This window comes from Herbaspirillum sp. SJZ107, assembly GCF_006715485.1.
Lineage (GTDB): Bacteria > Pseudomonadota > Gammaproteobacteria > Burkholderiales > Burkholderiaceae_D > Telluria.
In genome coordinates this window covers 654,248-667,062 of the sequence record NZ_VFNH01000002.1, presented here as the reverse complement: position 1 = coordinate 667,062, position 12,815 = coordinate 654,248, and the positions used below count along the sequence as shown (strand labels likewise).

Genomic DNA, 12,815 nt, shown 5'->3' with positions numbered 1-12,815 from the left:
CGTCAGCGCTGCATGAAGTCCGGGCTGCCGAGCAGCATGGCCGCGCGCAGGCGTGCCGGCCCCTGGCCGACGATGCCGAGCGTGCGCGGCGACAGCGATCCGGCCAGCGCCGCCTGCAGCGCGGCCGGGTCGAGCGGCACCGGCTTGGGTGCCGGCTGCGCATCGGCCAGCGGCAGCCGGCCGCCTGCCAGCGCCGTGGCAAAGGCGATGCGCCGCGTCAGCGCATCCGGGTTCAGCCAGGCCTCCTGCGTATTCTTGTAGCCGTCCGGCGTCTGGCAACCGTACAGCGGCATCCCGAGCTGGGACATGGTGCTGGTCAACGGCCCCACGTTGGCAACCGCCACGCCGCTCGCGCGCAGCGCCGACAGCACGAACTGGTAGGGCGTCTTGAACTTGGCCCCGGCCGCTTCCGCGGACATGAATTCGGGGCTGGCGAACAGCGTGCGCAGCACTGCGCGGATGTCGCCGCCGCTGGCACGCCAGGTAGCTGTCATGCGCTCGACCAGCGCCTGCGGCGGATCGTCGCTGACGAAGTACTGGGCCAGCTGGCGGCTGACGTGGCGCGCCGTGGTCGGGTGCAGGGCCAGCACGTCGAGCGCGCGTTCGCCCTCGCGCTGGCCGTCGGGCGCGATCGCCTGGCCGAGCCAGATCTTGCTTCCCTGGTCGTGGCGTTTGGGGTCGAAGCGAAAACCTTCGCCGCCGGCCGCCAGGCGGCGCTGGTCGAAGGTCCAGCCGGTCAGCATGCGCGCCAGTTCGGTCACGTCCTGCTGGGTGTAGCCGCCGTCCACGCCCAGCGTGTGCAGCTCCATCAGCTCGCGCGCATAGTTTTCGTTCAGGCCGCCCTTGCGCTTCGCCTTCGGGTTCGCCTCCGGTGCCGAGGACACCGCGTTGTCGAGGTAGAACAGCATCGCCGGGTGTCTGGCGGTGGCGCCCAGCAGGTCGCGAAATCTTCCCAGCGCATGCGGCCGGATCGCCTCGTTCTCGTAGCTGGTGACCAGCGCGCGGTCGATCCCCTTGCCGGCAAACACATTGAAATGGTTGTACCAGAAGTCGACCATGACTTCTTCGAGCTGGCGCGGACTCTCCAGCGCGCGCTGCAGGCGCGCCTCGGCCGCTTCGCGCGCCACCCGCGCGTCGCGTTCGCGCCGCCGCTGCCGGGCGCCCTCGTCCTCGTCGCGCACCTGGCGGCGCAGCGCCAGGTATTCTTCCAGCGAGGCGCCGGCGCTGCGTGTGACCGTGCCGAGGCCGTCCAGGCGCGCCGTCAGCGGCGCCGGCAGCGCGATCGCCTCCGGCTGCAGCTGTTCGTCGATCCAGCGCCCCACGCCCATCCGGGTGACGCGCTCGACGTCGCCGGGACGCGGGCCGAAAGCCAGCCGGTTCAGCACGTGGGCCGCCTGCTGGTCCGGCGCCAGCGGTGCCGGCGGCGCGGCCCCGGCCAGGGCCGGTTGCGTGCACAAGGCAGCGCAGAGTAATAGAACAGGCAAGGGATGGGGGCGCATGCTGGCTCCTGGCCAATGGCGGAGATGGCTCGATGGTATGAGTCTGCCTATCGACGTCCTGCTGCGAAAGCAATGTTTTGTAACATCGTCGCACGGACACGGCGCGTCTTACCATTTGTTGCGGTATTTACGATGCCTCTTTGTTACACTATGGCAGTTAAGTCCATGCCATCCGCCATGGCCGGATCGCCCTTCCTCCAGACACCATGACTCCATTCCGCCCCCGTACCCGGCTTGCCCTGGCCGGCCTCGCCCTGCTCCTCGTTGCCGGCACCGCCGGGATCCTCGCCACCGGCCGCGCCGCCGACGACAGGAAAGCGGCCGCACCGCGGCCTGCGCTCACCGTCACCACCGCGCGCCCGGAAAGCGCACGCATGCCGCTGCAGCTGGCCGCCAACGGCAACGTCGCCGCCTGGCAGGAAGCCGTGATCGGCAGCGAATCGAACGGCCTGCGCCTGCTGGACGTGCGCGTCAACGTCGGCGACGTCGTCAAGAAGGGCGAGGTGCTGGCGGTGTTCGACGCCGCCAGCGTCAAGGCCGACCTGGCGCAGGCCCAGGCCGCCGTGCAGGAAGCCGAAGCGAATGCGGCCGCCGCCAGCGCCGACGCCAAGCGCGCACGCACCCTCACCAACTCCGGCGCGCTGAGCGAACAGCAGATCACCCAGTACATGACCACCGAACGGGCGTCGCGCGCGCGCGTGGCCGCCGCCAGGGCGACCGTGGCCCAGCAATCGCTGCGCCTGAAATACGCCGAGGTGCTGGCCCCGGACAGCGGCATCATCTCGGCGCGCAACGCGACCGTGGGCGCGGTCGGCGGCGTCGGCATGGAGATGTTCCGCATGATCCGCCAGGGCCGGCTGGAATGGCGCGCCGAAGTCACCGCGGCCGAACTGCCGCGCGTGAAGCCGGGCGCCAGGGCCGAGATCAAAACCGCCGCCGGCGGCACCATCCGCGGCACCGTGCGCATGGTGGCGCCCACCGTGGACGCCCAGAGCCGCGTGGCGCTGGTCTATGTCGACCTGCCGCCGATGATGAAGGCCGACGCGCCGCTGAAAGCCGGCATGTTCGCCAGCGGCACCTTCGAACTCGGCCACTCGACTGCCCTGACCGTGCCGCAGCAGGCGGTCGCCGTGCGCGACGGCTTTCCGTACGTGTTCCGCCTGAACGCCGACAGCCGCGTCAGCCAGGTCAAGGTCAGCACCGGGCGCCGCCTGGGCGACCGCATCGAGGTGGTGGACGGCCTGGCGCCGGATGCCCAGGTAGTGGTCAGCGGTGCCGGTTTCCTCAACGATGGGGATTTGGTACGACAGGTACCAAATCCGGTGCCTAACGCAACGCCCGCAACCCCGGCGGCCCGGCCGGCACCGGCCAGGGCCGGCGGCAGCGTCGCGGCGCGCTGAGGAGCGGCGATGAATTTCTCGGCCTTCTCGATCCGCAATCCGATCCCGGCGATCATGCTGTTCGTCCTGCTCACGCTCGCCGGCCTGCTGGCCTTCAAGGCGAGCAAGGTGCAGGACTTCCCGGACATCGAACTGCCGATCGTCACCGTCACCGCCACCCTCGACGGCGCCGCCCCGGCCCAGCTCGAGACCGAGGTCGCGCGCAAAATCGAGGACTCGATCGCGACCCTGCAGGGTGTCAAGAACATCTACACCAAGGTACTGGACGGCGTGGCCACCGTCACCGTCGAGTTCATCCTCGAGAAGGACCTGTCGGATGCGGTCAACGACGTGCGCGACGCCGTCTCGCGCGTGCGCGCCGACCTGCCGGCCGAGATGCGCGACCCCAGCGTGACCAAGACCACCACCGCCGGCCGCGTGGTGCAGACCTTCACCGCGCAGGCGGCCAGCCGGGACGGCAAGCCGGCGCTCGATGCGCCCGACCTGAGCTGGTACGTCGACAACACAGTCTCCAAGCGCCTGCTCAGCGTGCCCGGCGTCGGCGCGGTGAAACGCGTCGGCGGCGTCAACCGCGAAGTGCGGGTCGAGCTGAACGACGAGCGCATGGCGGCGCTGCGGGTATCGGCGCTGGACGTCTCGCGCCAGCTGCGCAACGTGCAGCGCGAGGAACCGGGCGGACGCGGCGACGTCAGCGGCGCCGAGCAGTCGGTGCGCACGCTGGCCACGGTGCAGACCGCGCAGGAGCTGGCGCGCATGGACATCCCGCTGCCGGACGGCCGCCGCGTCAAGCTGTATGAAATCGCCGACGTGCGCGACACGATCGCCGAGCCGCGCGCGATCGCCGAGCAGGACGGCAAGCCGGTGGTCGGCTTCGAGATCTTCCGCACCCGCGGCGCCGGCGAGATGGACGTCGCGGGCGGCGTGCGCGCGGCCATCGCCGAGCTGCAGCAACAGCACGGCAACGTGGTGCTGAAGGAAGTGATCGACAATGCCGCGCCGGTGGAGGACAACTTCGACGCCTCGATGGAGATGCTGTACGAAGGCGCGGTGCTGGCGGTGCTGGTGGTGTGGTGGTTCCTGCGCGACTGGCGCGCGACACTGGTCGCCGCCGCCGCCCTGCCCCTGTCCGTGATCCCGGCCTTCCTCGGCCTCTACCTGTTCGGCTACACCCTGAACATGGTGACCCTGCTGTCGCTGGCGCTGGTGGTCGGCGTGCTGGTCGACGACGCCATCGTCGAGATCGAGAACATCGCGCGCCACCTCAAGATGGGCAAGACCCCGATGCAGGCGGCGCTGGAAGCGGCCGACGAAATCGGCATGGCGGTGATCGCCACCACCTTCTCGCTGGTGGCAGTGTTCCTGCCGACCGCCTTCATGAGCGGCATCCCCGGCAAATTCTTCAAGCAGTTCGGCTGGACCGCGGTGCTGGCGATCCTGGCCTCGCTGCTGGTGGCGCGCCTGCTGACGCCGATGATGGCAGCCTACTTCCTGAAGCCGGCCAGGCACCATGACGACAAGGACGGTCCGCTGATGCGGCGCTACATGCGCACCATGCAGTGGTGCCTGCGCCACCGCCGCCTGACCATGATCGCGGCGGCGCTGTTCTTTGCCGGCTCGGTCTCGCTGGTGCCGCTGCTGCCGACCGGCTTCGTGCCGGCCAACGACCGCTCGCAGACCCAGATCAACGTCGAGCTGCCGCCCGGCGCCACGCTGGCGGAAACCCGCGCCGTGGCCGAACGCGTGCGCCAGGCGGCGATGCGGGTACCGAACGTGACCGGCGTGTTCAGCTCGATCGGCGGCGGTTCCAGCGGCAACGCCCTGGCGCCGGGCGCCGCCGCCGAGGCGCGCCGCGCCGTGCTGACGCTGACCACCGTGCAGCGCACCGCGCGCAAGGAAAAGCTGGTGGAGATCGAGTCGGCGGTACGCGCGCGCCTGGCGGACATCCCGGGTGCGCGCTTCACCGTCGGCCTGCCCGACACCGGCGTCAAGATGCAGATGGTATTGCGCAGCGAAGACCCGGTGGCCCTGATCGCGGCCGCGCGCCAGGCCGAGCGCGAGATGCGCACGCTGCACGGCATCGGCAACGTCAACTCGAGCGCCTCGCTGGTGCGCCCGGAAATCATCGTGCGTCCCGACTTCGCACGCGCCGCCGACCTCGGCGTGACCGCGGCGGCGATCGGCGAGACCGTGCGCGTGGCCACCGCCGGCGACTACGACCAAGTGCTGGCCAAGATGAACGTGTCCGAGCGCCAGGTACCGATCCGGGTGAAACTGCCGGACGCGGTGCGCACCGACCTCGACGCCATCGGCAGGCTCACCGTGCCGGGCAAGAACGGCCCGGTGCTGCTGGCCAACGTGGCCGCCATCACGGTGGAAAGCGGCCCGGCCCAGATCGACCGCCTGAACCGCAGCCGCAACGTGACCCTCGACGTGGAGTTGAACGGCCGCTCGCTGGGCGAGGTGAATGCCGAGGCGCGCGCCCTGCCGGCGCTGCGCAACCTGCCGCCGACGGTGCAGATCGCGGAACTGGGCGACGCCCAGGAAATGCGCAACCTGATGGGCAGCTTCGTGATCGCCATGCTGATCGGCGTGCTGTGCATCTACGGGGTGCTGGTGCTGCTGTTCACCGACTTCCTGCAGCCGGCCACCATCCTGGCGGCGCTGCCGCTGTCGATCGGCGGCGCCTTCGTGGCGATGCTGGTCACGCGCAGCGCGCTGTCGATGCCGACCATGATCGGCCTGATCATGCTGATGGGGATCGTGACCAAGAACTCGATCCTGCTGGTCGACTACGCGATCCTGGCGCGCAAGGCCGGGATGAACCGCATCGACGCGCTGGTCGACGCCTGCCACAAGCGTTCGCGCCCGATCGTGATGACCACCATCGCGATGGGCGCCGGCATGCTGCCGCTGGCGCTGGGCCTGTCGGGCGACCCGAGCTTCCGCTCGCCGATGGCGATCGCGGTGATCGGCGGCCTGATCACCTCGACTTTATTGAGTCTGCTGGTGGTGCCGGCGGTGTTCACCTACGTCGACGACATCGAGCACTGGTTCGGGCGCATGGCCGGCAAATTGCGCCGGCAGCCGAGGCAGGCGGTGAAGGGGCACGAAGCGGTGAAGTAAACGTGGCGCCTCAGGCCAGCAGTTTCACATCCATGCCCCGTTCCACCAGCCAGGCCAGCGCCACCAGCACGATCAGGCAGGAACCGAGTCCGAGCACGCCGCGGCGGTACAGCGCCGTATTGCGCGCCAGATAAGCCAGCGGCAGGAACAGCAGCACGATCGCCAGCTGCCCGAGTTCGACGCCGACGTTGAAGCCGACCAGCGACAGCAGCAGCGCCGCCTTCGGCAGGCCGAGGTCGAGCAGCACGCTGGCGAAGCCGAAGCCGTGGATCAGTCCGAAGGCGAAGGCGACCAGCGCGCGCCGGCCATGGAACAGCGGCCACACATTGTTCAGCGCCGCCAGCGCCACCGATGCCGCGATTGCCGATTCCACCAGCCGCGACGGCAACGCCACCACGCCCAGCGTGGCCAGCGTCAGCGTGATCGAATGCGCCAGCGTGAAGGCGGTGACGATCTTCAGCACGTCGATGGCGGCGGCGCGGAAGGTGGTACGGCCTTCCCAGCGCCGGCCGCGGTACACCAGCACGGCCGGCAGCAGCAGCGACAGCAGGAACAGGATGTGGTCGAAGCCGATCCAGATATGCCAGACGCCATGGCGCACGTAGTCGCCGAACTGGCGCCAGCCGGAGGCATCGGCCACCTGCAGCGACTGGCGCGCGCTGTCGGGCGCGAAGATCGCGGTCGACACCTGGCCGGCGTGGCGCAGCTGCAGCAGGCCCTTGTGCTGGGGATCGATGTCGAACAGCAGGCGGTAGTCGACTTCGAGAGCGGCGACCGCGCCGCCGCAGTCGGCGTGCAGGCGCAGCACGGCGTAGGCGCCGTCGCTGTGGTCATCCAGCAGCTGTTCGGTCACCCGCAGCGGACAGGGCGCGCTGGCGCTGGCCAGCTTCAGGCGCGCCAGTGCATACGCGGCGATCGCATCGTGGCGGGCACGCACCTCGCTCCATGTCAGTTCGCCGTTGCCGTCCTGGTCGAGGCCGATGGCCATGTCGAGGTCGCGCAGGGCGATGTCCCATTGGCCGTCGACACCGGCTTCGCGCACGTCCAGCGTCAGGTAGCTGTCGCTCGGCTTGTGGGCCCGGGCCGGGGCTGCCGCCAGCAGCAATGCCGCGGCCAGCAGCCACAGGTAACGCAAGCCGGACATCATGCGGCCGCCTTCAGGCGCGCGGCCGCCGCCGTCACGTGGCGGTCCTCGATGCGCGAACTGCGCAGCCAGTCGCGCAACAGGCGTGCCGCCTCGGCATCGCCGCTGGCGACGGCGCAATCGGCCAGGATGCGCAAGTCGGCCGGCTCCTTCTGCACCTGCCAGTTGGCCTTGGCCAGGCGCACGGCGGCGGCCGGGTCGCGCCGCAGGGCCAGTTCGAAGCGTGCCTGCTCGCGCTGGTGCACGGTATCGCGGCGCAGCACGGCGGCGTCGAAACGCGCGCCCAGGGCCTCGATCTGCGGGCGCGCCTCGGGCGAACCGGTGGCCTGCAAGGCCAGCGCATAACGCAGCAGCAGCGCATCGACCCGGGTCTTGTCCTTGAGCAGGCGCACCACCTCGGGCGCGCGGCCATGGTCGAGCAGGAAGTCGGCATAGGCGCCCAGCAGGTAGCTGTCCGGCTCGCCCAGGCCCAGCGCGGTGCGGAAATGGGTCTCGGCCGCGCCGTCGTTGCCGCTGCGCGCCGCCATTTCCGCCAGCAGCGTGGCGACCCAGACGTCAATGCCGCGGTCGGCGAGCGGATGCGCGGCCTGGGCATCGACCAGCTGGCGGTAGCTGGCCGCCGCCTGGCCATTCACGCTGCCGACGCTGGACAGGCAGGTCTGCACCACCAGCGCCGGCGCGCGCGAATACAGGCGCATGCAGCTGGCGCGCGCGGCCGCCAGATCGCCGGTCACCATCTGCACGGTGGCGCGCGTGAGCCAGGCCTGCACGTTGCCGCTGTCGCGCTTGACCGCCTGGTCGAGGTCGGCCAGCGCGGCCGGGAACTGGTGGGTGCTCTGGCGCAGCGTGGCGCGCAGCACCAGTACCGGATCGGGCGGGGCGGCCTGGGTCCACCACGGCGCCAGCGCCGCCTGCGCATAGCCGAGGTAGCGCGGGTCGCCTTCGATCCGCGCCTGCTCGATGTAGCGCTGGGCCAGCGCGCCGGCCAGGCGCAGGTCGTCCGGTCTGGCGGCGAGTTCGCCGCGCAGGCGGCGCAGCTCGCGCTGTACCGGAGCGGCGCGGCTGGGCAGGCGTTCGACCACCTGGTTCGGGTCGGCCGGGATGTAGGGCGCGGCAGCCGCCATCCCGGCCACCCCGGCCAGGCTCAACGCCAGCGCGCCACCACAAGCGCGCAGGCGTGACACGGCTCCCGCCATCACGAAGCCGGCAGCGCCACCGGCTCGCTGTTCTCCGGCACGGTAGGGTTCACGCCGTCGGTCGACTGCGGTTCCGCGGTCTCGCTCTGGGTCGCGACCTGCTGCGACACATAGGTGACGAAGGCATCGCTGGTCGCCACCGGCGGCGGGTTGGTGGTGCCGCCGCCGCCCGGGTTGTCGTCGTCATGGTGGTGGCCGCAGGCCGCCAGTGCCAGCAGCACCGGCAGGGCCGCCAGCGCCAGCCGGCTGCGCCGGTTCGCCAGAAGTTTGCTCATGATCTGCGCCTCCCTTTATTGATTGCCCGGCAGCGGGGTGTTCAGGTAAGGGAAAGCCGGCTTGAAGTCGGCCGCGCTCTTGCGCACGCCGTCGGTCAGCTTGAGCCCGCCGGCCGGCGCATCGGCCGGTTTGCAGCCGACGCCCAGCGCATCGCTCGTGCCGGTGAGTACGCACAGCGCGCCCATCGCCACGCGCAGCGAGACGTCGACCACGTCGTCGGCCGGGCGGCGTCCGTTGGGGAAGCCGGCATTATCGCCGCCGGCCACGCCGAGCACATTCTGGTTGGCCAGCGCGGTCGGCGCGGTGCTGGTGTTCAGGCGCAGCATTTCCGAGGCCACCACGTTCTTCGGCTGGTTCACGCCCGGCAAGCCTTTCAGGAAGGCGGTGACCAGGTCGGTGCGCGGGAAGTTGGTCGGCGCCTTGGCGGACGGGAACAGGGTCTCGACCACCGCCGGCAGCACCGGATTGGTGACGTAGTTCAGGAACTGGGCATCATCCTTCGGTTTGGAGGAATTGAAACGGTCCTTGTCGTCCATCCCGATGATCACCTCGTTCACCAGCGGCATGCCGAGGCGCGAGACCTGGGCCCACGGGCCGCCTTCCTTCACCGCGCTGTTGATGCCGGAGCCCGGCGCCGGATTGATCAGGCGGCCCTGGCGCACGCTGGCGGTGGCATAGCCGCCGATGACGGGTTCGCCGGCCGCGGTCAGGCAGGCGATCGGCACTTCCAGCGCGATCGAGCTGACGTTCTTGCCTTCGAGGTCGTTCTTGTTGCCGGCCGCTTCGGCGCCCAGCGGATTCAGGTTGAACAGGTCGAAGATCTTGCCGACCGCGATATAGAAGGGTTCCTTGCGCTGGCCGACGAAGACGCGGCCGGTACCGCAGCCGGGGATCGTGATGTCGTAGATGTGCTGGTTGGCGTAGGTTTCGTAACCGCTGGTGCCGCCGAAGGTCTTGTCGCCGATATTGTCGACCGGCTTGTCGAATTCGGTGGCGCCGCCGGTACCGGCCAGGCGCGTGCGGGTACCGGCGCGGCGGTCGCCCTTGACCATGTCGATGGTGTAGGTCTCGCGCACGTTGAGCGAGGCCGGATTGACGCCGCTGATGGTGGACGAATTGATCAGGGGGATCAGCACCTGCTTGCCGCCGATCGTCAGCGCGGTACGCTTCGAGGTGTTCTTGAAGCGCAGCTGGAAAGTGATGTCTTCCTTGGCATCGCCGTTATTGTCGATATGGATCTCGTACAGGGCATTCTGGTCGAACTGGTAGAAGTTCGGGCCGCCCTGCGGATCCTGGAACGGAATGAAGTTGGCAATCAGCGTGACGTAGTCCTGGCGGCCCGGCGCATAGCTGCGGAACATGTAGAAGTCGGTGCCGTCGACTTTGGGCGCATTGGTCAGGAAAGGTGCTTCGCGGTGGCTGGACGCGCCGGCCGGTGCCATGACTGCGCCCAGGGCGACGCCGGCGAGCACGAGCGCCGGACTCCATTTTTGTAGCTTTTGCATTGCTCCCCCTTGATTTGATGTTATTGATTGCCGATGTCAGCAATAAATACATCTTCTCCCCAAAAGGATGAGCGCACGATTGAAGTTATTAAATAAATTTGGCATTTTTGCCGAAAGCCAACAGTGTCGGTCAGTTTGGCTGGGCGGATCGGGGGCAATAAAAAAGCCGGCATGATGCCGGCTTCAAAGGTCGAGGATCGGCGGCCTCCCGGAGCGGGAGGCGCAACCGACCGGTAGCGATATCAATAATCGCGGCGGCCGCCACCCAGGATCTTGGCCAGGATGAAACCGACGCCGGCGGCGATCGCCACGGCGGTACCCGGGTTCTGGCGCACGTAGTCGCGGCCCTGGTCCATGTACTGGCCGTAGGCGTCGCTCAGTTGCTCCTTGCGGTCGCCCAGACCCGAGGTGGCACCGCTCAGCAGGCCCTGCAGCTTGTCGACGCCGGCGTGGGCGCTGGTAGCCAGGCGGTCGACGACCGGCTGCACGCTGTTGACGGCCTTGTCGACCAGCGGCTTGGCGGCGTCAGCGGCCTTGTCGATCGACTGGTGCAGGTCTTGCGCCTTCTGGTCGGCGGCGTCCTGGGCCTTGCCGATCACGTTCTGGGCCTTGTCGGCTGCATCCTTGGCTGCGTCCTGGACCTTGCCGGCTGCATCCTTGGCGGCGTCCTGGGCCTTGCCGGCTGCGTCCTTGGCTGCGTCCTTCAGATCGCCGCCGGTGCCCGAACCGGTAGCAGCGCCGCTCTGGCTGTTCTGCTGGCCGCTCTGGCTGTTGGTGCCGCCCGCGGTCGAACCGCTGGCGCTCATGGCGCCCATCGAGCCGACGCCCTGGGTGCTGGCGGTGGCGCCGCCGGTGCTGGAACCGGTCGAGCCGCCGATGGTCTGGTCCTTGCCCTGGTTCAGCTGGGTGCTCTTGTTCAGGCTGCCCGATGCGTTGCTGGCGCTGCCCTGGTTGCCTGGGGTGCTGCCTACATTGGTGCCTTTTGCTTCGTTCGACTTTTGATTATCCATGATGAATTCCTCTTTAAATTGTAGACCGACGCGGAGTAGACCGAAACTCGACCATCACCACATTCTTCCCTCATTCCCTACCAAACAAAACGAAGGCACGTGAGTGGGCTGCGCTATATCAACGTAACCAACTGAACAGTGCACACAATCAAGACTTATCGCCGTTGACAATGAAGCTGCTCAAAAGTTCCCGGAGTAGCCGATCCCTCTCGCATTCGCTGCTGTTCCGCGGCGCCATTTCCGGCGCTGTTGAGTTCGCGGAGTTCACGATAGAAAAAATATAACTTTCAGCACGTCGGGACTGTGCGGTGCCTAACAGAGCTATTCGATCGGAGGAAATTGTGCCGGCCAGGCACCGGCAACGCGCTCACATCACCCGCACCCAGTTGCCCTTGTACAGGATCGGACCGGTCGGCCCCTTCGGATCGGGCGAGCCGCCGCGCGGCTCCAGCGACACCGCCAGCATCGCCACCCCGGCACCGAGTGCGGCGCGGTCCAGCGCCAGCGTGCTCTCGCGGCCGGCCAGGATGCCGAGCGAGCGCGGGTTGCCCTGCACCGGCACCGCCCACAGCTGCAGCGTCCGGTCGGCGGCGACGGCGACGTTGCCGAGCAGGCGCACGGTCAGCAGGCGGCGCTCCTCGTCGCCGGTCAGCAGCAGCACCGGCTGCGCCTTGTCGTCCGCCAGGGTGGCGATGTAATCCGGCTGCGGCGCCTGCCGGCCCGGACCGAGCGCGAGCACCGTGACCAGCACCAGCGCCGCCGCCGTCGACAAGCCGCCCAGCCAGCGCCAGAACAGCAGCGACTCGCTGTGCCAGAACTGCCAGGCAGGATGCCTTTCGCGCAGGTGCAGGCGCTGCGCGATCCGCTTCCACACCTGCTTGCGCGGCTGCCGTGGGGGTGCGAACTCGGCCAGCGGCGCCAGGCGGTCGCGCCATTCGTCCGCGGTACGGCGCAGGGCCGCGTCGCCGTGCAGGTAAGCCTCGAAGCGGCGCCGCGCGCCGCCCTTCAGCGTACCGAGCACGTACTCGGCGGCGAGGCGGTCGCGCAGTTCGGGTTTGTCGCGCAGGTTCATGGCTGCCCGCCTTTCTCGAGGCAGGTTTTCAGGCGCCCCAGGCTGCGCCGGATCCAGGTCTTGACGGTACCGATCGGCAGCGCCATCCGCTGCGCCACTTCACTGTGCGACAGGTCGTGGAAGAAGGCCAGGCCGACCACCTGCCGGTGCACGCCTTCCAGCGCCGACATGCAGTAGGCCAGCGCCCTGGCTTCGCGGCTGATCGCCAGCGCTTCGATCGGGGTCGCATCCGGATCGCGCAATGCTTCCACCACCTCGCTGTCGAACGGTTCGAGGCTGATGTCGGCGCCGTTGCCGCCGGCCCGCAGCAGATCGAGCGCCTTGTTGCGGACGATGGTGGTCATCCAGGTCATGGGCGCCGCCAGCTGGCTCTGGTAACTGCCCGCGTGGTGCCAGATGGCGACGAAACCGTCCTGCAGCGCTTCCTCGGCCAGCTCGGGCTTGGCCAGGATGCGCAGCGCAAACCCGTACAGCCTGGCCGAGGTGGCCTCGTAAAGCGCGCGGAACGCCTCCGCATCGTGCAGGGCGGCGGCGCGCAGCCAGGCCTGCAGCTGGACGGAATCGGGAGGATGGACGTCGGACACTGCGCG

The 12,815-nt window shown here is 69.0% G+C and carries 10 protein-coding genes; 2 read left to right on the top strand and 8 right to left on the bottom strand.

The features are described from left to right. Window positions 1-2 precede the first annotated feature (2 nt). Window positions 3-1,499 carry a DUF1800 domain-containing protein gene (locus FBX97_RS12670; RefSeq protein WP_141832113.1) on the bottom strand — a complete coding sequence of 499 codons (1,497 nt, stop codon included), beginning with the start codon at window positions 1,497-1,499 and terminating at the stop codon, window positions 3-5. A 206-nt stretch (window positions 1,500-1,705) separates the two neighbouring features. Here FBX97_RS12670 and FBX97_RS12665 point away from each other — a divergent pair, with 206 nt between their 5' ends. After that, window positions 1,706-2,899, top strand: a complete 1,194-nt coding sequence (locus FBX97_RS12665; RefSeq protein ID WP_141832111.1) for an efflux RND transporter periplasmic adaptor subunit — start codon at window positions 1,706-1,708, stop codon at window positions 2,897-2,899. A gap of 9 nt (window positions 2,900-2,908) precedes the next feature. Further along, on the top strand, window positions 2,909-6,022 hold the full coding sequence (locus tag FBX97_RS12660) for an efflux RND transporter permease subunit (RefSeq protein ID WP_141832109.1): 3,114 nt from the start codon (window positions 2,909-2,911) through the stop codon (window positions 6,020-6,022). A 10-nt stretch (window positions 6,023-6,032) separates the two neighbouring features. Here the strand turns inward: FBX97_RS12660 and FBX97_RS12655 are convergent, their stop codons facing one another. From FBX97_RS12655 to FBX97_RS12625, 7 genes are all read right to left on the bottom strand, one after another. Then, complete coding sequence (locus FBX97_RS12655) at window positions 6,033-7,166, bottom strand: HupE/UreJ family protein (protein ID WP_370457272.1); 1,134 nt, start codon at window positions 7,164-7,166, stop codon at window positions 6,033-6,035. Further along, on the bottom strand, window positions 7,166-8,350 hold the full coding sequence (locus FBX97_RS12650; protein WP_255517446.1) for a hypothetical protein: 1,185 nt from the start codon (window positions 8,348-8,350) through the stop codon (window positions 7,166-7,168). The genes FBX97_RS12655 and FBX97_RS12650 overlap by 1 nt, the downstream gene beginning before the upstream one ends. 11 nt (window positions 8,351-8,361) lie before the next feature. Further along, window positions 8,362-8,637: a hypothetical protein gene (locus FBX97_RS12645; protein ID WP_141832103.1), complete on the bottom strand. Its 276-nt coding sequence runs from the start codon at window positions 8,635-8,637 to the stop codon at window positions 8,362-8,364. Between the two features lie 15 nt (window positions 8,638-8,652). Beyond that, window positions 8,653-10,143 carry a DUF4331 domain-containing protein gene (locus FBX97_RS12640; RefSeq protein WP_141832096.1) on the bottom strand — a complete coding sequence of 497 codons (1,491 nt, stop codon included), beginning with the start codon at window positions 10,141-10,143 and terminating at the stop codon, window positions 8,653-8,655. 242 nt (window positions 10,144-10,385) lie between these two features. Further along, window positions 10,386-11,153: a YqjD family protein gene (locus FBX97_RS12635; RefSeq protein ID WP_141832094.1), complete on the bottom strand. Its 768-nt coding sequence runs from the start codon at window positions 11,151-11,153 to the stop codon at window positions 10,386-10,388. Between the two features lie 367 nt (window positions 11,154-11,520). Continuing rightward, window positions 11,521-12,225, bottom strand: a complete 705-nt coding sequence (locus FBX97_RS12630) for an anti-sigma factor domain-containing protein (RefSeq protein ID WP_141832092.1) — start codon at window positions 12,223-12,225, stop codon at window positions 11,521-11,523. Continuing rightward, complete coding sequence (locus FBX97_RS12625; RefSeq protein ID WP_141832090.1) at window positions 12,222-12,809, bottom strand: sigma-70 family RNA polymerase sigma factor; 588 nt, start codon at window positions 12,807-12,809, stop codon at window positions 12,222-12,224. Before FBX97_RS12625 ends, FBX97_RS12630 begins: the two co-directional genes overlap by 4 nt. Window positions 12,810-12,815 lie beyond the last annotated feature (6 nt).

Bases quoted from the DNA above. Each gene is read 5' to 3' on its own strand.
- FBX97_RS12670 (WP_141832113.1), bottom strand. From the start codon at position 1,499: ATGCGCCCCCATCCCTTGCCTGTTCTATTACTCTGCGCTGCCTTGTGC.
- FBX97_RS12665 (WP_141832111.1), top strand. From the start codon at position 1,706: ATGACTCCATTCCGCCCCCGTACCCGGCTTGCCCTGGCCGGCCTCGCC.
- FBX97_RS12660 (WP_141832109.1), top strand. From the start codon at position 2,909: ATGAATTTCTCGGCCTTCTCGATCCGCAATCCGATCCCGGCGATCATG.
- FBX97_RS12655 (WP_370457272.1), bottom strand. From the start codon at position 7,166: ATGTCCGGCTTGCGTTACCTGTGGCTGCTGGCCGCGGCATTGCTGCTG.
- FBX97_RS12645 (WP_141832103.1), bottom strand. From the start codon at position 8,637: ATGAGCAAACTTCTGGCGAACCGGCGCAGCCGGCTGGCGCTGGCGGCC.
- FBX97_RS12640 (WP_141832096.1), bottom strand. From the start codon at position 10,143: ATGCAAAAGCTACAAAAATGGAGTCCGGCGCTCGTGCTCGCCGGCGTC.
- FBX97_RS12635 (WP_141832094.1), bottom strand. From the start codon at position 11,153: ATGGATAATCAAAAGTCGAACGAAGCAAAAGGCACCAATGTAGGCAGC.
- FBX97_RS12630 (WP_141832092.1), bottom strand. From the start codon at position 12,225: ATGAACCTGCGCGACAAACCCGAACTGCGCGACCGCCTCGCCGCCGAG.